Origin of the sequence: Streptomyces sp. NBC_01317, assembly GCF_035961655.1 — a bacterium.
GTDB lineage: Bacteria > Actinomycetota > Actinomycetes > Streptomycetales > Streptomycetaceae > Streptomyces.
The window spans coordinates 1950461-1972474 of sequence record NZ_CP108393.1 but is presented as its reverse complement, the minus strand read 5'-3'; the positions used below and the strand labels follow the sequence as shown (position 1 = coordinate 1972474).

At 71.9% G+C, this 22014-nt stretch carries 15 protein-coding genes and 1 pseudogene; 13 read left to right on the top strand and 3 right to left on the bottom strand.

Translation table 11 applies throughout. The features are described 5' to 3' along the window. Positions 1-312 precede the first annotated feature (312 nt). Positions 313-579, top strand: a pseudogene (locus OG349_RS08260) (DUF2199 domain-containing protein); the annotation flags it as partial. A 669-nt stretch (positions 580-1248) separates the two neighbouring features. Beyond that, a complete protein-coding gene (locus tag OG349_RS08255) occupies positions 1249-1872 on the top strand; it encodes a hypothetical protein (protein ID WP_327233997.1) in 624 nt (207 codons plus the stop codon). A gap of 217 nt (positions 1873-2089) precedes the next feature. Here OG349_RS08255 and OG349_RS08250 read toward each other — a convergent pair whose 3' ends face one another. Beyond that, complete coding sequence (locus OG349_RS08250) at positions 2090-2707, bottom strand: TetR/AcrR family transcriptional regulator (protein WP_327233996.1); 618 nt, start codon at positions 2705-2707, stop codon at positions 2090-2092. 337 nt (positions 2708-3044) lie between these two features. Here OG349_RS08250 and OG349_RS08245 point away from each other — a divergent pair, with 337 nt between their 5' ends. The 10 genes from OG349_RS08245 to OG349_RS08200 all read left to right on the top strand — a co-directional run bounded on the left by OG349_RS08245 (position 3045) and on the right by OG349_RS08200 (position 14914). Further along, on the top strand, positions 3045-5333 hold the full coding sequence (locus OG349_RS08245; RefSeq protein ID WP_327233995.1) for a glycoside hydrolase family 3 N-terminal domain-containing protein: 2289 nt from the start codon (positions 3045-3047) through the stop codon (positions 5331-5333). Between the two features lie 251 nt (positions 5334-5584). Then, positions 5585-8125, top strand: coding sequence for a glycoside hydrolase family 3 protein (locus OG349_RS08240; RefSeq protein ID WP_327233994.1), 2541 nt, complete (start codon positions 5585-5587; stop codon positions 8123-8125). A 56-nt stretch (positions 8126-8181) separates the two neighbouring features. Beyond that, positions 8182-9078, top strand: coding sequence for an aminotransferase class IV (locus OG349_RS08235; RefSeq protein ID WP_327233993.1), 897 nt, complete (start codon positions 8182-8184; stop codon positions 9076-9078). A gap of 13 nt (positions 9079-9091) precedes the next feature. After that, the gene (locus OG349_RS08230; RefSeq protein WP_327233992.1) at positions 9092-9625 is read left to right on the top strand and encodes an NUDIX hydrolase; all 534 of its coding nucleotides are present in this window, start codon (positions 9092-9094) and stop codon (positions 9623-9625) included. Further along, positions 9615-9896, top strand: coding sequence for a hypothetical protein (locus OG349_RS08225; protein WP_327233991.1), 282 nt, complete (start codon positions 9615-9617; stop codon positions 9894-9896). The genes OG349_RS08230 and OG349_RS08225 overlap by 11 nt, the downstream gene beginning before the upstream one ends. A 54-nt stretch (positions 9897-9950) precedes the next feature. Continuing rightward, positions 9951-11270, top strand: a complete 1320-nt coding sequence (locus OG349_RS08220) for an FAD-dependent oxidoreductase (RefSeq protein WP_327233990.1) — start codon at positions 9951-9953, stop codon at positions 11268-11270. 44 nt (positions 11271-11314) lie between these two features. Next, entirely contained in the window at positions 11315-12319 is a 1005-nt protein-coding gene (locus OG349_RS08215) for an ABC transporter ATP-binding protein (RefSeq protein WP_327233989.1), read from the top strand. Next, positions 12316-13194, top strand: a complete 879-nt coding sequence (locus OG349_RS08210) for an ABC transporter permease (protein ID WP_327233988.1) — start codon at positions 12316-12318, stop codon at positions 13192-13194. Before OG349_RS08215 ends, OG349_RS08210 begins: the two co-directional genes overlap by 4 nt. Before the next feature lie 3 nt (positions 13195-13197). Then, positions 13198-14091, top strand: a complete 894-nt coding sequence (locus OG349_RS08205) for an ABC transporter permease (protein WP_327233987.1) — start codon at positions 13198-13200, stop codon at positions 14089-14091. Between the two features lies 1 nt (position 14092). Continuing rightward, positions 14093-14914 (top strand): HAD family hydrolase, encoded by an 822-nt coding sequence (locus OG349_RS08200; RefSeq protein ID WP_327233986.1) that lies wholly within the window; start codon positions 14093-14095, stop codon positions 14912-14914. A 63-nt stretch (positions 14915-14977) separates the two neighbouring features. Here the strand turns inward: OG349_RS08200 and OG349_RS08195 are convergent, their stop codons facing one another. After that, positions 14978-16951: an alpha/beta hydrolase family protein gene (locus OG349_RS08195; protein WP_327233985.1), complete on the bottom strand. Its 1974-nt coding sequence runs from the start codon at positions 16949-16951 to the stop codon at positions 14978-14980. Between the two features lie 137 nt (positions 16952-17088). Here OG349_RS08195 and OG349_RS08190 point away from each other — a divergent pair, with 137 nt between their 5' ends. Continuing rightward, the gene (locus OG349_RS08190; protein WP_327233984.1) at positions 17089-18342 is read left to right on the top strand and encodes an MFS transporter; all 1254 of its coding nucleotides are present in this window, start codon (positions 17089-17091) and stop codon (positions 18340-18342) included. Positions 18343-18976: 634 nt separating this feature from the next. Here OG349_RS08190 and OG349_RS08185 read toward each other — a convergent pair. After that, positions 18977-21958 (bottom strand): type I polyketide synthase, encoded by a 2982-nt coding sequence (locus OG349_RS08185; protein ID WP_327233983.1) that lies wholly within the window; start codon positions 21956-21958, stop codon positions 18977-18979. Positions 21959-22014: the final 56 nt, after the last annotated feature.

Sequence of the window (22014 nt, the reverse complement as noted above, 5' to 3'; positions counted from 1 at the left end):
GCCGAGGGCGCCGGTGGGCTCGTCACCGGGCAGGTCGGTGTGTTCGGACCGCATCCTGCCCCAATCCCCCGGCGAAGCGGTTCGACCCCGGCTCGCGGGTATCTGACCGATACGTGACCGAGGACGAGAGGGCCGACTTTAGCCGACACCACCGACACCGGCCCGTGCATTGTTTTCGCCTGACGGGTGCGGCCCATCGGCGGAATGCCACAAGCGGAAGCAGGGACGGACGGGTCGGTGGTCGGCCGCACCCGGGACTGTCCGAGCTGATCGTCAGGCTCGCGCCCATGACGAACGACCTCGGATTCACCTGCTCGTGCTGCGGACAGGTGGGACACCCTTGGGCGCGAGAGCGAGAAGCCGTACTTCGGGTGGCTGAGCACCGAGCTCTTCCTCTACTCGCCCACCACCATCAATCTGAAGACCCACGTCCACACCGGGCCGGTGGGCCGGCGCCCCTCCATCGAGCTGGAACCCACCGACCATCCTCTCGCCGTCGAACAGCGCACCGGCATCACGCGGGATCGCGTACGGGACATCGCGGAGGCCGTCCTGCACCCCGCCGGCGACGACGCCTGACCGGGGCAGGCAACTCCCTTTGTACGGTTCCGATTCCGCCGGCACGCACAGGGGGGCCACCCACGACGTTCCGGTCGAGCATCCCCGTCGCGGTGAGCGCCGCGTGGCCGCACGACACCGCGTCGCCCGGGAGACACGGCGCACGCCCAAGGGCCGACGGAGAACCCTCGGCGATCAGTCGCACCGGCCGCCGCACAGGTGTCCTCGCCGTACATCCGACCGGGACTTGGCCAACACCGGTACAGGCGCCCATCGGCCGCGGTGGGCCCGGTGGGGTGGGGGGCCGTACGGCGACTGCCAGGCCGGGCGGTCGGTCCGGACCGGGCCGCGCACGTCGCGGGTCGGTGTGACCGGGGCTTGGTGCGGATCGGCTGCGAGGCCGGGGGTGCACCTGGGGCAGTGGTGGAGACGGAGGGGCAGGGGCGTGGGCACGGCGAACAGCCGGTATGGGGACACAGTGATACACCAGTTCCAGTGAGAGGACCGCAGCGAAAAGGAGCGCGCCGCATACGTGCGACGTGCTCGGTGGATCAGCGCTCGGGATGTCTCACTTGGAGTTCAACAGGGCGTCCTTGACGGGGTGACTGTGGGTGGGAGCACGGTAAGGGAAGACGGGCGGGAGGCTCCACCGATTTTTCGGGCGCGTCAAGAGACCCCTAGGTTGTGACCATGCAGATGGAGATGGATACGTTCGCGCCGGGATTTGTCCGGGACACCTGGCCCGGGGCCAAGATCGACTCCATGCCCGGGCCGCCCCCGCTGATCGACCGGGCCGGGGATCTTGTGGTGGTCGACGGGATCGTACGGTGGACGACCCCCGCGTACGAGAACGAGGGCGGCGGGCGTGCGCACCGGGTGCCCGACGGGACGTATCCCGTCTATGCGGGCAGTGTCGGGTGGGACGACGGGGAGGTCGGGTTGCGGTATTACGTGACCACGCTCTTCATACCCCTCGCGGAACCTGGGCAGTTGGCCGGCGCGAGCTGGGACGACGGCTACGACGACCGGGGGCCGGAGTTCGAGAACTACGCGTGTCTCTGGAGCGAGCGCGCCAGCCGTGTGACGCAGCCGCACGTGGGGGACGGGAGGAGCGAGATCCTCCGTGTGACGGAGGAGGCGTTGCTGTCCGGCGATGCCCTCGCCGGAAGAGGCAACTGGACCAACGATGTTGTCGATCCGGAGACCGGCGCGAACATGCTGGCGTTCCCGGTGTACGTCGGCATCAGCATGACGGGGTTCGAGGCGACGGACGAGGACGGCCGGCTCGTCGGCCTTCTCTTCACCACCTGGTGAACTCCTCGCGACGAGGCCCGGGGACCGTCCGTAATCCGCTTGTACGGGTGGGGTGTTGACGTGCCCGCCGGCGCGGTGATTCCCGAGCCGGCCCCTCGGCGCCTGAGCCGGGACGGAGGTGACCCCGGCCGGCACCCCTTCGACAGCGCGTCGGCGGAGCGGGTGGTGCACTCACTCGGGCCCGCCGCCCCGGCCGCCGCCGTACCGTAAAGACTCTCTACAGCGCCACCGTCAGCTGCGTCCTCAGGTGCGCTCGCAGCACCCCCGCCATGTCCGTCGCGCACCCGCTGAGCAGCCACTGCACCTGGAGCCCGTCCATCAGGGCGATCAGCTGCTGCGCCGCCGCGTCCGGTGCGATGCCGGCGCGCAGGGCGCCCTCGTCGGACGCCTGGGCGTACGCCTGTGCCGTGGACGCGACCGAGTCGCGGTAACGCTCCACGAAGTAGGCGTGCGCGGGGTGTTCGGGGGAGGTCGCCTCCGCCGCGACCACCGAGAAGAGTTCCACGATGCCCCGGCGTGTGGCGTTCAGCTCCGCCAGGTCGGCGAGCCGGCGCAGCCGGTCCACCCCCTTCGCGCCGCCCAGCGCCAGCCACTCGCCGTCCACTTCGTCGCGGTGCTCCAACACCGCGAACAGGAGCGACTCCTTGGTGGGGAAGTGGTGCAGCAGGCCGGGGTGCGAGATGCCGCAGCGCGACGCGATCTCCCGCAGCGAGGCCCCGCGGTAGCCGACCTCACCGAACAGGGCCATGGCGTGATCGATGATCTCGCGCCGCTTCGCGCGGCCCTTCGCGTAGCCACGGCCCTTGGCATGGCCACGGTGCGGTTCGGCGGTCACTCGTCACTCTCCCCTGTCAGGTCCCCTCGGACGGCCCCGGGCCGGACAGCCCCGAGCAGGCTCGCACACCTACATACTTACCACTAGGTCGGTATTGGGCTACCGTGAGTCGGAGTGGCCTGAGCAAGCCGTTCCGACCCGGGAGACCACCGACCATGACCACGACCGCGGTCTGCCCCACGCCTGACCCGGTGACCGGAGAAGGACGACGACCACCGACGTCGCGGGGCTCCCCCACCGGGTCCTTCCGCCGCGGACCCGACGTGAAGCGGAACCGCCTCCGCCGCGTCCGGGTGTCCGCTCGACACACACATTCGACGTTGTGAAAGGAACTGCTGTGGGCTCCTTGCCGCCCTACCTCGACCCCGGACTGCCCGTCGCGGAACGGGTCGACGACCTCGTCGGTCGTATGACCCTGCCCGAGAAGGTCGGTCAGATGCTCCAGTTGAACGCCAAGGACGGGGTACGGGGCCTCATCGAGGACATGTACGCCGGGTCGATCCTCCACGCCTCGCCCGAGCGCGTCCTCGAAGCGGCCGAGCTGACCGACCGGACGCGCCTGGGCATCCCGCTGCTCGTCGCGGAGGACTGCATCCACGGGCACTCCTTCTGGGAGGGCGCCACGATCTACCCCACGCAGCTCGGCATGGCCGCGACCTGGGACCCCGACCTCGTGGAGCGCATCGCCAGGGCCACGGCCGTCGAGGTCGCGGCGACCGGCGTCCACTGGACCTTCTCGCCGGTGCTGTGCATCACCCGCGACCTGCGCTGGGGCCGCGTGAGCGAGACGTTCGGCGAAGACCCCTTCCTCATCGGCGAGTTGGCCTCCGCGATGGTCCGCGGCTACCAGGGCGACGGGCTGTCCGACACGACGGCGATCCTGGCCTGCGCCAAGCACTTCGCGGGCTACTCCGAGACCCAGGGCGGCCGGGACGCCAGCGAGGCGGACATCTCGCGGCGCAAGCTGCGCTCGTGGTTCCTGCCCCCGTTCGAGCGGGTCGCCCGCGAGGGCTGCCGTACGTTCATGCTCGGCTACCAGTCCATGGACGGCGTGCCGATCACGGTCAACGACTGGCTGCTCAACGACGTCCTGCGCGGCGAGTGGGGCTACACCGGCACGCTGGTGACCGACTGGGACAACGTCGGCCGCATGGTGTGGGAGCAGCAGGTGTACGCCGACCACGCGCAGGCCGCCGCCGCGGCGGTCCGCGCGGGCAACGACGTGGTGATGACCACACCCCAGTTCTTCCAGGGCGCGCAGGACGCGGTCGCGGCCGGCACGCTCCAGGAGGCGGAGATCGACGCGGCCGTACGCCGTGTCCTGACGCTCAAGTTCGAGCTGGGGCTCTTCGAGAACCCCCGGCGCCCCGACGCCGCCCGGCAGGCCGAGATCATCGGCAGCGCCGGGCACGCCGAGCTGAACCTGGAAGCCGCCCGGCGCTCGCTCGTCCTGCTCACCAACGACGGCACCCTCCCGCTCGCCGGCGGGTTCGAGGCCGGCGAGGAGGGCCGCGCCGTCGCCGCCCCCGGCGCCGCGCCCCGTACGGTCGCCGTCGTCGGGCCCAACGCCGACGACGCGCAGACCCAACTCGGCGACTGGGCAGGGTCGTCGGGCCAGGCCGACTGGCTGCCGGACGGCCAGCCGCGCGACATGATCCGTACCGTCCTGGACGGGTTCCGTGAGCACGTGCCCGCCGACTGGACCGTGTCGTACGCGCGCGGCGCCGACATCGTCACCGTCGGCCCCGACCCCGAGGGGGAGTACTTCCCCGATGGGCAGCCCCGGCCGCACGTCGTGGTCCCCGTCGAGCCGGACGACGCCCTGATCGCCGAGGCCGTCGCCGCGGCCGAGGCCGCCGACTACGTCGTCGCGGTGGTGGGGGACCGGATCGAGCTGGTCGGCGAGGGACGGTCGACCGCGACCCTCGAACTCATCGGCGGACAGGTCGCGTTGCTCGACGCGCTCGCCGACACCGGCAAACCGCTCGTCGTCGTGGTGATCAGCTCGAAGCCGCTCGTCCTGCCGCCGTCCGCGCTGGGCGCGGCGGCGATCCTGCACGCCTTCAACCCGGGCATGCTCGGGGGCCGCGCCGTGGCCGAGGTGCTCCTCGGCCTGGTCGAGCCCTCGGGGCGCCTGCCGATTTCCTTCGCCCGGCACGCCGGCCAGCAGCCGACGTACTACAACCAGGTACGCGGCCAGCACGGCAGCCGGTACGCCGACCTCACCCAGAGCCCGGCGTTCGTGTTCGGCGAGGGCCTCGGCTACACGACCGTCGAGTACTCGGACCTCAAGGTGCTCACGACCACCCTCGGGGCGGCCGACGCGGTGCGCGCGCGTGTCGTGGTGACCAACACGGGCAGCCGTCCCGCGCTGGAGACCGTCCAGGTGTACGTCAGCGACACCGTCACGTCCGTCACCTGGGCGGAGAAGGAGCTGAAGGCGTACCAGCAGGTTTCTCTCGCACCGGGCGAGTCGCGCGAGGTCTTCATCGAGCTGCCCGTCTCCGCGTGCACGCTCGTGGACGCCGGAGGAGACCGCATCGTCGAACCGGGCGCCTTCGAGCTGCTCGTCGGCCCCTCCTCCCGTGAGGAGGCGCTGCTCCGGGCGGGCTTCACCGTGGGCTGAGACGTGCCGGCAGCCCCCTTCCCGGCGCCGGGAAGGGGGCCGCCGATTTGGCGTGCCCGGTGCTCCGCCGCAGGTCAGAGCGGTGGTGAACGCCGTGGATGCCTCAAATGAGCTTTGTACAAACAAGATTGACAAGGCATCAGTCGAATGCGAGGGTCATCCGCGTCGAGCCCGAGTCGGTCGACGAGGACCGCGATCTGTCGGGCGGCCCCCGGTATCGCACGGCGTTTCCGCACGTTTAGGAGAAGTACGTGAACCAGTTGACACATCTCCCGGCGTGGCCGTCGTTACGGTCCGACATCGCTCCCGACCCGGCGCTCGAACAGGCCATCCGCGGCATCCTCGCGCGCATGACGGTCGAGGAGAAGATCGGGCAGATGATCCAGCCCGACCTGGTCGAGCTGACCGCGGACGACGTACGGACGTACCGGATCGGCTCGGCGCTGAACGGCGCGGGGCGCTGGCCGGGCGGAGACCGGCGGGCGGGGGCCGCGGCCTGGGCCGAGACGGTCGGCGGCTTCTGGGAGGCCGCGCAAGAGGCGTACAAGGACCGGCCGTTCACCATCCCCTTCATGTGGGCGAGCGACGCGGTGCACGGCCACAACAACGTGCACGGGGCGACGATCTTCCCCCACAACATCGGTCTCGGCGCGGCACACGACGCGGACCTGATCCGGCGCGTCGGCGCGGTCACCGCGCGCGAGATCGCCGCCACCGGCATCGACTGGACCTTCGCCCCGACGGTCGCCACCCCGAGGGACCTGCGCTGGGGCCGCTGCTACGAGGGCTATTCCGAAGACCCCGAGATCGTGCATGTCTACGCGCGTGCGATGGTCGAAGGCCTCCAGGGCGACGCCGAGGGGTTGCGTACCGACTCCCGGGTCATCTCCTGCGTCAAGCACTGGGTGGGCGACGGCGGCACCTTCGGGGGCGAAGACCGGGGCATCGCGCGGTGCAGCGAGGACCTCCTGCGCAACATCCACGCCATGGGATTCTTCTCCGGCATCGAGGCCGGCTCCCAGTCCGTGATGGTCTCCTACAGCGGGTGGGAGAGCGAGGACCGCTCCGAGGAGCGCGCCCACGGCAGCGCCTACCTGATCACCGACGTCCTCAAGAACGCGCTCGGGTTCGACGGCATCGTCGTCGGCGACTGGGACGCCCACCCCTACGTCGAGGGCTGCACCCAGGGCGACGCCGGGAACGTGATCAAGGCCGGGGTCGACATCCTCATGATCTCTTCCCGCGATAAGTGGCAGGCCGTCCACCGCGACGCGCTGGCGCGCGTGAACTCCGGCGACATCCCGATGTCCCGCATCGACGACGCCGTCCTGCGCGTCCTGCGGGTCAAGATGAGGGCCGGCCTGTGGGACAAGCCCAGGCCCCAGGACCGGTCGCTGGCCGGTCGGGAGGAGATCCTCGGCGCCGCCGAACACCGGGCGCTGGCCCGCGAGTCCGTACGGAAGTCGCTCGTGCTGCTCAAGCACGAGAGCGACGTGCTGCCCCTCGCCAGGACCGCGAGGGTCCTGGTCACCGGCAGCGCCGCCGACGCCATCACGAAGCAGACGGGCGGCTTCACCGTCACCTGGCAGGGCGACGACGTCACACTGGACGACTTCCCGGGCGGGGCCACGCTGGCGGGCGCCGTCGCGGAGGTCGTCGGCGACGGCCGGTGCACGGTCGACCCCCTCCTGGAACACGCCGACGTGTCCGAGCACGACGTCGTCGTGGTCGGCATCGGCGAGGACACCTACGCGGAGATGCTCGGGTCCATCAGCCCGTGGCACACCGTCGAGTACGCCGCGCTCAAGCCGTCCTACGCCCGCGACCTGGAGATCCTGCGCGAACTGCGCGCAGCGGGCGCGACGGTGGTCACGGTCCTGTTCAGCGGCCGTCCGCTCTACGTGACGGAGGAGATCAACCTCTCCGACGCGTTTGTTGCGGCCTGGCTTCCCGGACCCGCCGCGCAGGGCATCACCGACCTTCTCTTCGCCGCCGCTGAGGGAGAGCAACCGTACGACTTCCAGGGGCGGTTGAGTTTCAGCTGGCCGCGCGGCCGGCGTACGACGACCTCGCACCGCGTCCCGCCCCACATCCCGGACTACCAGGTGCCGCCCGGCGAGGAGGAGCCGGTCGGCAAGCACGCGCCGCTCTTCGCGTACGGGTCGGGGCTGACCCTGCGCGGCCCGGCCGCGACGGACGGTCCGGGGCCGTACCCGCTGCCGCTGGACGAGGACGACGACGCCCCGCCGGCCGAACGGTTCACCGGCGACACACTGGTGGTCGGGCCCGGCGACCCCGCGTACCTCTTCGAGGTCAGCGCCACCGCCAACGGGCCCCAGCCGATCCCCTCGGACGGCCGGCACGAGACCGTCTTCATCACGACCGAGCCGGTCGGGACGCCGGGCGGGCGGGACGGGGTGTCCCTGACCTTCAAGGGCACCAGGACGTTCGTGTACGCGCAGGCCCACGGAGGCCGGCCGGCCGACCTGCGGGATCTGGTGGCGCGGGACGGCACGCTGTCGTTCGACGTGCGGGTGGTCGAGCCGCCGACCGATCCGTTCCACCTGGCCTGCCACAACGACTATCCGCGGCAGCCCGCACTCGACATCTCCGGCCGGCTGACCGCGCTGCCCGCCGGGGAGTGGACACGGATCTCCGTACCCCTGTCCGAACTGGCCGACGCCGGAGTCGACTTCGCTCACGTCGACGTGCCCTTCCTGGTCTGTACGGAAGGAAAGACGCGCCTGGAGATCAGCGGGATAGAGCTGGCGGCCGCGCCACGGAACGCCTGAACGACCGTACTGCCGAACGACCGAACGACTGAACTACCGAACGGCTGGGGGAAGTCATGGGTGACAGAGTCATGTGGTTCAACGGATCCGTCGTGCCCTGGGAGGACGCACGGGTCCATGTCTGGGACGAGTTGGCGCTGCGCGGCGCCAACGTCTTCGAAGGAATGACGGCGTTCTGGGACGCGACCCAGGACCGCCACCTGATGCTCGCCGCCGAGCAGCACGTGGACCGCCTCTTCAACTCCGCCCGCATCGCCGACATCCCGGCGCCCGAGACCCGGGACGAGGTCTTCGCCGCACTGGCCGAGGTCGCCTCCCACCACCCCGGGAAGGACGTCTACCTGCGGCCGACGTTCTACGCCGCGCGCGGCCGGTCGACCCTGGCGCCCGGGAGCGAAGGGGCCATGTACATCGGCGGATTCGAGTTCGCCCCGGTGGCGCCGCCCCGGGTACGCGCCGTCGTCAGCGCCCACCGCCGCTTCGGCGGACCCATCGGCCCCCTCGCCAAGTCCGGCGGATCGTACCTGGACTTCCGGGTGTTCGAGCGGGAGAGGACCGAGCGGGGCGCTGAGCACATCTTCATCCTCAACGAGGACGGCCATGTCGCCGAGGCGGACGGCGCCGCCATCCTGATCGTCCGCGACCAGGAGATCATCGTCCCCTCCGTGGACACCGGCGTCCTGGACTCCATCACCAAGCGCATCCTCCTCGACATCGCGCGCGACCTCGGCCGGCAGGTGACCGAACGCCGCGTCCTGCGCGAGGAGTTGTACGACGGGCAGGTCCTGCTCGCCGGGACGCTGCTGGGGATCCGGCTGGTCGACAGCACGGACGGCGTCGCGCCCCGCGACCCGGGGGCGACCGACCGGGCCCGCGAACTGGCCGCCGCCTACGACGACTTGTGCCGGGGCGGGCATCCCCTGTCCAAGACCTATCTGACCCCGCCGGCCTGAGCCGGTGGGGGCCATGCGTGAGATCGGAAGCGAGACGGTCCACCGCAATCCCTGGTTCTCCGTCCTGCGCAAGCGGTACGAGGACGGCGTGGGGGACCGGCACGCGTACTTCATGGTCAGCAAGCCGGACTCCGTCCTGGTGGTCGTACGGCACGAGGACCGCTTCGTCGTCGTGGACCTGCCCCGGCAGACCTTCGGCGGCGCGCGCAGCGTCGAATTCCCCCAAGGGGGCATCGAGGCGGGGGAGTCACCCGAGTCCGCCGCACGGCGCGAGGTGCTGGAGGAGACCGGTCTGCGGGTGACGGACCTGCGGCACCTCGGGACCTTCGCCGAGAGCAGCGGCTTCTCGACCACCTCCTGCCACGCGTACAGCGCGCGTGCCGTGGCCGAGGCCGGCGCCACGGACCGGGATCCGTTCGAGGAGAGCATGACGGTACGGACGCTGTCGTGGCCGGAGCTGCGCCAACTGGCCCGCGACGGCGGCATCCAGGACTCCGCCACGCTGGCCGCGCTGGCCCTGGCCGAGGTGCTGAACGATGACCGTTGACACCATGGAGATCGCGGTCTCGCTCTTCATCGACGTACGGATCAGCCTCGTCAGCGGGAACGTGGTGGCCCGGCACCCCGGCGCGTCGTCGGACGCGCAGGACCGGCTGCTGCTGGCGGGGCTCGGTCCGCTGCGCTCCGTGTCGCCCTGCGGCAACACCGGTCTGCTGCTGGAGACCGCCCGGGGGGAGCAGTGGCTGGTGGGCCTCTCGGAGGCGTCCGGGCTCGTCGCCTCGGTCGAACACGTCAACCCGTTCGCGGACACGCCCTAGACAGGCGGACACGCCCGGGACAGGTCGGTGCCTGAATCCAGGACAGGGACAACAGTGACACGCAGCTATGACGTCGTGGTCGCGGGTGCGGGCATGGCCGGAATACTCACGGCACTGGGACTGACCGCGCGCGGCGCCCGGGTGCTGCTGGTCGAGGAACGGCGGCTCGGCGGGGGCCAGTCGGGGCAGTCGCACGGATATCTGCACCGGGGCTACGCGTTCGGCCCGAACGAGCCGCGCCTGCCGCTCCTCTTCGACCGCGCGCGGGACCACTGGCTCGCCCTCACGGCCGGTCTGGCGCCGGTCACGGCGGGCTCGGTGGTGTCGTTCTCCAACCCGAACGCGTTACGCCGCGCCCAGGAGCACTGGCAGGCCTCCGGGCTCCCGGTCCGCCCCGTGGAACCGCCGCCCTGGCTCGGCGACGGCTTCATCTCCTCGTTCAGGAGCGAGGAGGAGACCTACGACTTCGGCCCCGTCCTGCGCCGCCTCGGCGAGCGGACCGCGTCCAGCGGCATCGACCTCGCCCGGGGCAGCATCAGCCGGACAGCGGACGAACCGGGCGGTGTGCTCTGCGAGTTGGTCCGTCCGGACGGCCTCACGGAGACGATAGCGAGCCGCGCCGTGGTCGTCGCGGCCGGAGCGGGCGCGCCCGGCATCCTCGCCCGCTCGGGGCTGCCGCCCGTCGTGCGGTGCCGGAAGTCCTTCATGCTGGTGCTGCGCGGGAACCTGCCCGTCATCAGCGCCGTCTTCCCCGAGCGGGAGGAACACGGACTCTTCGTCGCCGGGCGGACGGGGCACGAGGGCGGGACGACCTGGCTCGTCTCCGACTTCCAGTCGTTCGACAGCGCGCGGGGCGCCGGGGGACAGCTGGCCGGGTGGTGGGCGCACCGCGTCCTGTCCACCCTGCGCGGGGTCGTCCGGCCGGGCCCGCTGGCGGGCGTGCGGCTGATCTCCGGGTACGCGGCGGTCAAGTCCGGGCTGCTGCCGAGCAGCGGCACGGTGGCGGACGAGTTCAGCCACGACTTCCTCGGGGGCCGGGCGGTGGTCGTCAGCCCGTCGAAACTCACCCTCGCGCCCCTGGCCGCGGAAAGCGCGGTGAAGTCGGTGTCGGGTGTGCTGGGGATACCGTTCACCGGCGTCGAATGGGACCGCGTGACGGCGCCCGTGCCACCGCCTGTGTCACCGGCCGGGTCACCGTCCGTATCGACGCCCCTGTCGACGCCCCCGTCGCCGCCGGGCCCGGCCGCCGCCGACTCCGTACTGCTCACCTCGGCAGGTGAGTTGTGGGAGACCGACCTGCACGCCCTCAAGGACCCCGACCTCCTCGGCGACCTCCCGGGCATCGCCGCGCTCAGCTCGCTCTACGCCCACTGAACCACCCCACCCACTTCACCCACCCCCCACCGAAAGGAACCGGAATGCCGCACGAATCGGCGGCCATCGTGACGCGTGGCCTGACGAAGACGTACAAGGTGAGGCGCCCGACCACCGGGCGCCTCGCCACGTTCAGGTCGCTCATGAGCCCGGCGAGGGACGAGCGCACCGTGGTCTCCGATCTTGATCTGACCGTCGGCCGGGGCGAGTTGGTGGGCCTGCTCGGCCCCAACGGCGCCGGCAAGTCGACGTCCATCAAGATGCTGACCGGGATTCTGACACCGACGTCCGGCGAGGTGTACGTGGACGGACGTGTCCCGCACCAGAACCGGGCGGACAACGCCCGTTCGATCGGGGCGGTGTTCGGCCAGAAGACCCAGCTCTGGTGGGACCTGCCCGCCCGGCACTCCTTCGGCCTGATCCAGGACATCTTCGACATCGCGCCCCGCGACTACGAGCGTCAACTCCAGGACGTCGACCAGGTGTTGGGCATCTCCGAGTTCTGGGACACACCGGTACGGCTCATGTCGCTGGGCCAGCGCGTCCGCTGCGACATGGCGGCCGCAGTCCTCCACGACCCCGCGATCCTCTTCCTCGACGAGCCCACGATCGGCATGGACGTGGTGGCGAAGGAACGCACCCGCGCCTTCCTGCTCCAGCAGGTCCACGAGCGCGGCCGGGCGGTTGTCCTCACCACCCACGACATGACCGACGTGGCCCGGCTGTGCGAGCGCGTCCTGCTGATCAACCACGGCAGGCTGGTGTTCGACGGGACCCTCGACCGGATGAAGCTCCAGTACGGCGCGAGCAGGACGGTCAACGTCACCTTCGGGGAACCGGTCGCCGAGGTACGGGTGGCGGGCGCGCGTGTCCTCTCCCACGAAGGGACCCGCGCCACGCTAGCCCCCGAGGACGGTCACACGCCGGAGGACGTGGTGCGCGCCCTGATCGCCGGATTCCCCGTGGTCGGCATGACCGTGGAGGAGACCGACCTGGAGGAACTGATGCGGAACGCCTACGAGGCCAAGAACGAAATCCTCGTCCCGTGAGCGCCGGGGTCACCACCGGTGCGGACAGCCGGCCGGGCAGTCGGCCGGACGGCGGGCCCGGCGGCAGATTGGGCGGCGGACGCGCCTGGCGGATCTGGCGGATCGTGCCGCTCTACCAGACCATCGCCTACCGGGGCCGGTTCTTCCTCGCCCCGTTCATGATGGGCGTGCAGGTCTACCTGTACTACCTGCTGTGGACGGCGGTCTACCAGGGCAAGGAGTCGGTCGCCGGACTCGACGTCCACCAGGCCGTCACCTACGCCGCCCTCGCGATCCTCGTCGGGAGGATCCGGTGGAGCAACCGGATGGTCACCAAGGACAACCTGCCGCAGCGTACCCGCGAGGGCACGGTCATCTACTGGTTCCTCCGGCCGATCTCACCCGGCCGCTACTACATGTACCGGGCCGTGGGCGACATGGGGTACGGCGCGATGTGGGCCCTCATCGGCTACCTCATCGCCCTCGCGACCGGCGTGATCCGGCCGCCCGCGTCCGTCACGGTCGGACTGGTCTTCGTCGTCAGTCTCGTACTCGGGCAGATGATCCTCTACTACCTCGGCCAGCTCGTCGACCTCGCCACGTTCTGGCTGACCTCCAACAGCGGCCTGACCCGTATGTACAGCTTTGTGCAGGACCTCCTCTCCGGGGTGTTCGTCCCGCTCTGGTTCCTGCCGGGCTGGCTGCTCACCACGGCGTCGGTGCTCCCGTTCGCCGCCACCGTCAACGTGCCCATCTCGATCTACGTCGGCCGCATCCCGCTCGCCGACGCGCCCGAGAACCTGCTGCGCGAGGTGTGCTGGGTGGTCGCTCTCGCCCTGCTGACCAAGTTCGTCTGGTCGCGCGCGGCCCGGCGCGTCACCTCACAGGGAGGCTGAACCATGACCACCACGGTCAAGGCGCCCCGGCCCGCCGAGCCACGGGCCGGCAGCAGCGCCGGCACCAGTGCCCGCGCCCGCGTCCGCCGGACGGTCCGCGTCCTGCGGATCATCCTGCGGACCACCGCGGTCAACATCAGGGGACGCCTCGAATACCCCGGCGACTTCGCGTTCGAGATCATCTTCGGCATCCTCTGGCAGACCTCGACGCTCGCCTTCGCCGCCGTCCTCATCACCCGCTTCGACGGTCTGGGCGACTTCCCGAACGGTGGGGTCCTGCTGATCGTCGGCATGCGGCTCATGTCGCACGGACTGTTCACCATGGTCTTCGGGAACCTCTCGGACCAACTGCTCGAACTGGTCGAGGAGGGCCGGGTGGAGGGCTATTTCCTCCGCCCCATGTCCGTCCTCACCCAGATCCTCATCAGCCGTTTCAACATCAACGCCCTCGGTGACTTCTTCGTCGGCGTCACCGTCTGCGCCATGGCCGTGGCACAGGCCCCCGTCGAGTGGGACATCGGCGCCGTGCTCTACCTCGGCGCCGCGATCGCCGGCGGGGTCTTCCTGGAGGCCGCCGTGCAACTCCCGCTGGCCGCGCTCCTGTTGCGCTCGCCGTTCGCCCACGGGGTGGGCAAGTGGATCGACGACATCATGGCGACGATCGGCAACTACCCGCTGTCGATCCTGCCCGTCGTGCTGCGCGGGATCTTCACGTACGTCCTGCCGCTGGCCTTCGTCGCGTACTTCCCCGTCCTCGTCCTCCTGGACAGGGAACCGGAGCACGGGCCCCTCGCCTGGCTCGCCCCGTGGTCGCCGGCCGTCTGCGTCCTGCTGTTCCTCGTCGCCAAGCGCTTCTGGAACTGGAACCTGCGCCACTACCAGAGCAACGGAGGCTGAAGTGACCGACGAACCGGGCCCGTTGCCGTACGCCCTGATCGCCACCGACCTGGACGGCACGCTCCTGCGCTCCGACCGTACGATCGGCGCGCGGACCCGCGCCGCCCTGTCCCTGGCCACCGAGCGGGGCGCGCGGCACATCGTCGTCACCGGCCGGTCCGTCTCCTGGACCCGGCACGTCCTCGCGGACCTCGGGTACACCGGGCTCGCGGTCTGCGGGCAGGGCGGCCAGGTGTACGACACGGCCGCGCACCGGCAGTTGACGTCCGTCACGCTGGACCGGCGGCTGGCCAGACGGGCGGTCGCCCTGATCGAGGCGGTGACAGGACCGCTGACCCTGGCCGCCGACCGGGCAGGACTGGACGGGGTGGTGGTGGCCGCGCCCGGCTATCTGCACGACCTCGCAGGTGAGACACCGCTCGTCCCGGACGCGGACGAGGAGGAGCTGTGGGCGCTCCCCGTCCGCAAGTTCTACGTCCAGCACGCGACCCTCACCGAGGACGAGCTGGCCTCGGTCGCGGTACGGGTCGCCGGGGACCTCGTCGGGGTGGTCAAGGCGGGCCCCGGCGAGGTGGAGCTGCTGCCGAAGGGCCTCACCAAGGCCACCGGCCTCGCCTTCGCCGCCCACCGCCTGGGCCTGAGCGGCGCCGACACCATCGCGTTCGGGGACATGGCGAACGACATCCCGATGCTCGACTGGGCGGCGCACGGGGTGGCCATGGCCGCCGCGCCCGCCGAGGTGAAGGCGGCGGCCGACGAGGTGGCCCCGGGCAACGACGAGGACGGTATCGCCGTGGTCCTGGAGCGTTTCCTCGGCGGGTGAGGACCAGGCGGCCGTACGGGGTCCCCCGCCGGGCCCCGTACGGCCCCCGGCCCCGCCCCCGGCCTACGAGGATTCCGCCGGAAGGGACGGTGTGAAGCCGAACACGTCCCCGTACAGCTCCAGTTCGGCGTGCAGCGCGGTGACGGTGTTCGCCGCCTTGCGGAATCCGTGCCCCTCGCCCTCGAAGCGCAGGTAGCGGCACTCCCCGCCGGTCTCCGCGATCCGTTCCGCCATCCGCAGGCTCTGGGCGGGCGGGCAGACGCGGTCGTCCAGCCCCTGGAGGAGCAGGAACGGCGCGCGGATACGGTCGGCGCCGGCCAGCGGGGAGCGCCGCTCGTACCGGTCCTTCGCCTCCGGCCAGGGGCCGATCAACCCGTCCAGATAACGGGATTCGAAGTCGTGCGTCCCGCCGGCGCTCCAGATCACCGGATCGAGGAGCGGATAGTAGATCCCGGCGGCGGCGTACAGCTCCGGCTCGGCGCACAGCGACGCGGCGGCGGTCCAACCGCCCGCGCTCGCGCCCCGGATGGCGAGTTTCGCCGCGTCGGCGAGGCCCTCGGCCACCAGCCCCCGGGCCACGGCGGCGCAGTCCCGCACGTCCGTGACACCCCAGTCGCCCCGCAGCCGCTCCCGGTAGGCGCGGCCGTAGCCGGTGGAGCCGCCGTACTGCACGTCCACCACACCGATGCCCCGGCTGGTGAAGAAGCCGATCTCCTGGTTGAGTACCAGCGGCGTGCCGCTCGTCGGGCCCCCGTGAGCGAAGACCACCCACGGCGGGAGTTCGCCCGCGGGCCCGGTGTGGGTGGGGCTGTACGGCGGATACACGTGGGCGTACACGTCCTGGCCGTCGTCGCCTTGGAAGGCACGGCGGTACGGCGTGGTCGCCCACGCGTCGAGGGCGGTGCCCGAGGGCGGCCGTACGACACGCACACTGCCGTCCGCCGGGTCGGCGAGGACCACACTGCGGCGCTGCCGCGGCCCCGCGCACACCGCGGCGACGCGGCGGCCGTCGGTCGCCAGTGAGAACCACTCCGCGCCCGCCCCGGCGAAGCCCTCCGGGTCGGTGAGGGTGCCGTCGGGGGAGAGAATCCCCAGCGTGCGGTTGCCCTTGCCGTGCACGACGGCGAGTGTGCCGTCGCGCAGCGGGAGGCACCAGCGCAGCCCGATCCGCCACAGCGCGTCGCCGAACTCCTCCTCGCGCGGGCACAGGTTGCGCAGGAGGCCGCCGTCCGGTGCGACTTCGTGGACGTTCCACCACCCGTCCGGGTCGGCGAGCGCGTACAGCGTGCCCGATCCGTCGGCGGCCCACTCCGCCTGCGTCACCGCCACACGGTCCTCTCCGACGAGGACGGACGGCTCGCTCAGGGTGCCGTCGGCCTGGATCACGGCTTCCATGAGCTGGGTGGCGTCCCAGGGCATGTCGGGGTGGTTCCAGCCCAGCCAGACGACCCGGTCGCCGCCCGGCTCGATGCGCGGACCGCTCATGAAGTGGTGACCGGCCGCCAACTCCCGTACCCGCGAAAGGTCGTCGGCCGCACCGCCGTCCAGGGGCAGGGCCACGAGATGCCGGGTGACCCGGGTGCCTTCCTCGTCCTCGACCCGCTCGCGCAGACACCACACCTCGTCGCCGCGCACCGCCAGGTCGGCGTGGCGCAGCTCGGCCGGCCAGGCGCCGGGCGGGCTGAGGGGCACCGGCTCCGCGCCGGGGCGCCAGAGGTGGACACGCTGGTCCCCGGCGTGGGTGAAGACGACGCCGTCCTCGGCCCGGTCGGAGAGCGCGAGCCAGGGGCGGCCCCCGTACTCGATCACCCGGGTCCGGACGTCCCAACCGCCGCCGGGCAGCGCCTCCTCGGGGCCGTCAGGACCACCGCGCATGAGGGCGGCACGACCGCCCTCCTCGGGCAGCGCCTCGGTCCACCACACCTCGTCCCCGACAAAGCCCACCCAGTCGAGCTGGGCCTCGCCCCGGGCGACGTCGGCGGCGCCGAGCGGGGACGGCCAGCTTCCGTACGGCGCCGTCCGATGTCCGTGTGCCATGTCCTGCCTCCCGATTGACAAGCTTGGCAAGATATTGACACTGTGTCGGACATTCAGGCAAGTGATGTCACCAAGGAGTTGATCGACATGGCGGAACGCGTCCTTTCCGTACGGTCGGTGAGGGCGGGGGACCGGCCATGACCCACCAGCCGGGAACCCTCACGCCCCTCGACGTGCCCACGGCGCAGGCTCCGCGCCGCCTGCGCTCCGCGCTCTCCCTCGACCATCTCTTCGGCAGCCTCGGCCTGTTCACCGTCTTTCCCGTGCTCGGCCTGCTGCTCGCCGCGCGGGCGCCGGGGTCCGGGACCGCCGTGGTGGGCGCCGGGCTGTTCTGCTACACCGCGTCCGCCGGACTCGCCGCCCTCGCGCTCAACCGGTGGCTGCACCGGGTGGGTTACCGCACCGGGATGGTGGGCGGGGTCCTGCTCACCGCCGTCGCCTTCGGCTCGCTGCCGTACGCGGGTACGGCGTGGTCGCTGTGCGCGCTGCTCGTCCTCGCCGGCACCGGTGTGAGCGTCCACTTCACCCTGTCCCGCGTGCTCATCGCCGAGGTCGTGCACGACAGCATCGGGCGGAACCGGATCTTCTCCCTGTTCCAGATAGCCGTCAACGCGGGCGCGATGCTGGGCCCGTTCGTCGCCAACCTGCTCTACACGGACTCCGATCCCCGGCTGCTCATGGGGTTCGTGGCGCTCTGCTACCTGGGGGCCGGCGCGGTCATGGTGCCCGGCATCCCGCCCGCCCGCCGCCCGCCCGCCACGTCGGGCACGTGGCCGGTGAGCAGGGCGGTCCTGCTGCGGGTCGTGCGGACCCCCGCCATGCTGCGGCTGGTGGTGGTGAGCACCCTGGGCACGTTTGTGTACGCGCAGTTCTACTCGGCCTTCGCGCTGTCCGTGGGCCGCGACTTCGAGTCGGCGGCGGCCCGTTCGGTGCTGATCGCCGCGCCCGCCGTGTCGATCGTCCTCTTCCAGACGGCGGTCACGGCGCTGATCAGCAAGCTGATGGCGGCGGGGAGGACACCCTTCGCCATTCTCGGGCGCGCCAACATCCTCTTCGGCGTGTCCATGCTGCTGCTCGGGGTGGGCCTGCCGCCGCTGTTCGGAGCGGGTGTCGCGGTTCTGGTGTTCGCGCTCGCCGAGATGATGTTCGCGCCGATGATGAGCACCGCGTTCGCGGGGCTCGGGGTGGGCTCCAGCCTGGAGGTCATGCACCTGCGGCAGGTCTGCTGGTCCACGGGGGAGGCGCTGGGATCGCTGGCGGGCGGGTCGCTGTTCCTCATGCTCCACGACGCGGGCGACGCGTGGCTGTACTGGGACGTGCTGGGGGTGGTCACGCTGGTGTGCACGGGGCTGCTGGCGTTCCTGGTCCGGCCCGGGACACCTCGTACCTGACGCTGTCATTCTTCTCGTGGAGCGCGCCGCAGCCTCGACCGCTTCCGTATCGTGCCCTGCCGGCTGGTGGAGCTGGACAGTGACGTGCGCATCACCGATGAGGGGGCGGCACCCGCAAGGCGGTGCCCGTACCGGCCCTGTACGAACCGCAGTCGGCGCGCCACGACCCCGGATTCGGCGTCAGCGTCCACCTCCTGCCCCGGCGGACCGCTGACCGCCCTCTCCCGTTCCCAGGCGCCGGTCACCGCCGTCGCGCGGACCATCTCGGGCAAGCACGGCCCGGGGGTGGCCGTCCTCAGCGACGCCCGGTACCGGGCCGCGCTGCCCTCCCCGGGCCGGGCTGGACCATCCGGCCGGACGGGACGCTCGCCCCCGTCGGCGAGCGTCCCACCGTGTCGAGGCCGCCGCTCACCCCGACCGGCACATCCGTGGAGTACGGCCAGGCGGTGGTGTACGGCCAGGCGGTGGTGTACGGCACCAACGGCCGCCTTCTCGCCGAGGTGCTCAAGGTCGCCGAGGACAGCCTCTCGGACCCGGACCCGGACGCGGACCCGGACCCGGACCACCGTGCTGACCGGCTTCCAGGGCCTCCCCTAAGTGGGAGGGTTCAGGTTCAGTGGCAATCGGTCCGGGTTCAGTGGTGGACGACGGACCGGTCGAGGAGCCCGAGGACGATCTCGGTCTGACGGCCCAGCGTGCGGCCGATGAGGAGATCGCGGAGTGATACGGAGACCCCGAGCCGCAGCTTGATCCTGCGCGCCAGATGGGTGGTCGCCAGCGAGTCGCCGCCCAGGTCGAAGAAGTCCGCGTCGGCGGTGAGGCCGGTGTGGCCGAGGAGTTCGGCCCAGAGCCCGGCGAGGACGGTCGCGGGGTCTTCCTCGGCTGCCGCTTCCTCGACCCGCACGGCCCCCAGCTGCCCGTGTGCCGTCGCCGTGTCCGGACCCTCCGCCGCCCCCGGCGTCCGTCCGGCGGCCCCCAGGAGCACCGCCTCGCGGGGACGGGCCTCCGGGGCCATCCAGCGCGGCCCGGCGAACGCGTATCCGGGCAGGTGTACGCGTCGTCCCGGGCCGCTCAGTGCCGTCGGCGCGAGCGGCAGCCCCTTCGCCCAGAGCGTGCCCAGGGCGGTCAGGACCTCCTCGCCCGGCCGCGCGGTACGGGCCGGGGAGAGCGCGACCGGCGTCAGCCCGGCGGCGACGGCCAGGGCCGACAGCACCCGCCCGGGGCCGATCTCGACGGCGACCGCGCCCGGGAAGCGCCGTGCCAGGGTCTCCATCGCCTCGGCGAACCGCACCGTCCCCCGCGCCTGTGCCACAAACCGGTCCGCGGTGATCCGGGTGCCCGCCGGGACCAGCTCCCCGGTGGTGTTGGCCGCGAACGGCAGCACGGGCCGCCGCAGGGTGATCCCCGCGAGTGCGGCGGACAGCGGGGCGAGCGCGGGCTCGACCAGCGCCGAGTGAAAAGCGTGGCTCGTCCGCAGCCGCTTGGTGGGTACGTCCTCACCCAGCCAGGTACGGAACGCCTCGACGGCGTCCTCGGCGCCCGCCACGACACAGCTCTCCGGGGCGTTGTGCGCAGCGAGTTCAAGCTTCTGCCCGCTCTCCGCGAGCAGCGTACGGAGCGACGCCTCGTCGCAGCCCACCGCGAGCATCGCGCCCGGCGGGCAGTCGGCCATGGCCCGGCCGCGTACCGTCACCAGACGGGCCGCGTCGGCCAGGTCGAGCGCGCCGGCGACACAGGCCGCCGTGATCTCGCCGAGGCTGTGACCCGCCACGGCCGCCGGGGTGACACCGAGGGCGCGCAGCGCGGCCGAGGCCGCGTACTCCACGGCGAACAGGGCGGGTTGGGCCAGCTCGGTGGCCTCCAGTTCCGCCGTGGGGAACGACTCGTCCAGCAGCGCGCGGCGTACGACACAGGCCGTCGCGGGGTCGAACGCGGCGAGGCAGTCCCGCAGGGCGTCCTCGAAGCCGGGCAGCGCCTCGGCGAACGGCCGTGCCATGCCGGGGTATTGGGACCCCTGCCCGGGGAAGAGGAAGAGCGCCGGGGCCGGCAGGCCACCCGTGGTGGCCTCGTCCCGGACGACCCCCGCGCCGGACGCGAGGCGGTCGGCGATCTCCGCGCCGGTGCGCCCCGCCACGGCCAGTCGTACGGGCAGCTCGGCGCGCGCGGCGGCGAGGGTGAACGCCGCATCGGCCAGGGCCGGTTCCTCGCGTCGCAGATGCGCGCCGAGGCGCTGGGCGGAGCGCGCGAGGGCCTCGGGATCGGCGGCGGACAGCAGGACCAGACGACCCGTGTCCTCCTCGCCGCCGGTGTCAGCGGCCCGTACCGGCGGCGCCTGCTCGATCACCACATGCGCGTTCGTCCCGCCGACGCCGAACGAGCTGATCCCGGCCCTGCGCGGCAGCGGCCCCCGCCACTCCCGCGCCTCGGCGGGCACGTACAGCGGTGAATCCTCCGTCTCCAGCAGCGGGTTGAGCCGGGTGAAGCCCGCGACCGGCGGGACCACCCCCTCCTTGACGACCAGCAGGGCCTTGATGAGCGAGGCGACCCCGGCCGCGTTGTCCAGGTGGCCGGTGTTGGCCTTGAGGGCGCCGACCGCGATCGTGCCCGGGCCCGCCCCCGTACCACCGAGTGCCGCCGACGCGGCGGTCCACTCGATCGGGTCGCCCACACGCGTACCGGTGGCGTGTGCCTCCAGGTAGCCGAGCGATCCGCCGTCCACGTCCGCCGCAGCCAACGCCGCCCGGATGACGGCCTCCTGGCCGTCCACGGACGGCGCGTAGTAACCGGCCTTCGAGGCGCCGTCGTTGTTGATCGCCGTGCCGAGCACGACGCCGTACGGCTCCGGCCCGTCCTCCAGCGCGTCGGCCAGACGCCGCAGGACCACACAGGCGACCCCGGACCCGGCGACCACTCCGTCGGCGCTCTCGTCGAAGGGGCGGCACGCGCCGGTGGCCGAGTGGATGCCGCCCGGCACGTGGAGATGCCCGCCCTGCGGGTGCGCGATGCCCGCGCCGACGACGAGCGCCTGGTCGCAGTCCCCGTTCAACAGGGCCTGCACGGCCAGGTGGACGGCGACCAGCGAGGAGGAGCAGGCGGTCTGCACGGCCACCGCGGGCCCGGTCAGGCCGAGTTTGTACGAGAGGAGGCTTGCCATGAAGTCGGGCTCGGTGCCGTGCAGCGCGTCTTCGAGGGTGAGCGGGTCGAGCGCGCCTCCCGCCACCATGGCGCGCAGGTAGCCGCTGCTGCTCGCGGACGCGAAGACCCCGGTGACCGAGGTGTCCCCGGGCCGGCACCCGGCGTCCTCCAGCGCCCCCCACGCGACCTCCAGCATCAGGCGGTGCTGCGGGTCCATCATCTCCGCCTCACGGGGACTGACCCGGAAGAGCGTGTTCTCAAAGCGGTCCGCGTCGTCCAAGTGGCCATGGACGGGGACGAAGTCGGGGTCGTCCAGGAGGCTTCGCGGCATCCCGGCGTCGAGCAGTTCATCGCGGGTGTGACGCCGTGTCAGGACGCGCCCCGCCACCAGGGCGGACCACCACTCCGCGAGGTCCGTCGCGCCGGGAAACCGTGCGGCGAGGCCGGTGACGGCGATGTCGAGAGAACGGTCACGGGACATGCTTCCCCTTCGGTCGCTGGGCGGTGCCGTCCGCGCCGGGGCGTGTCCTGACAGCA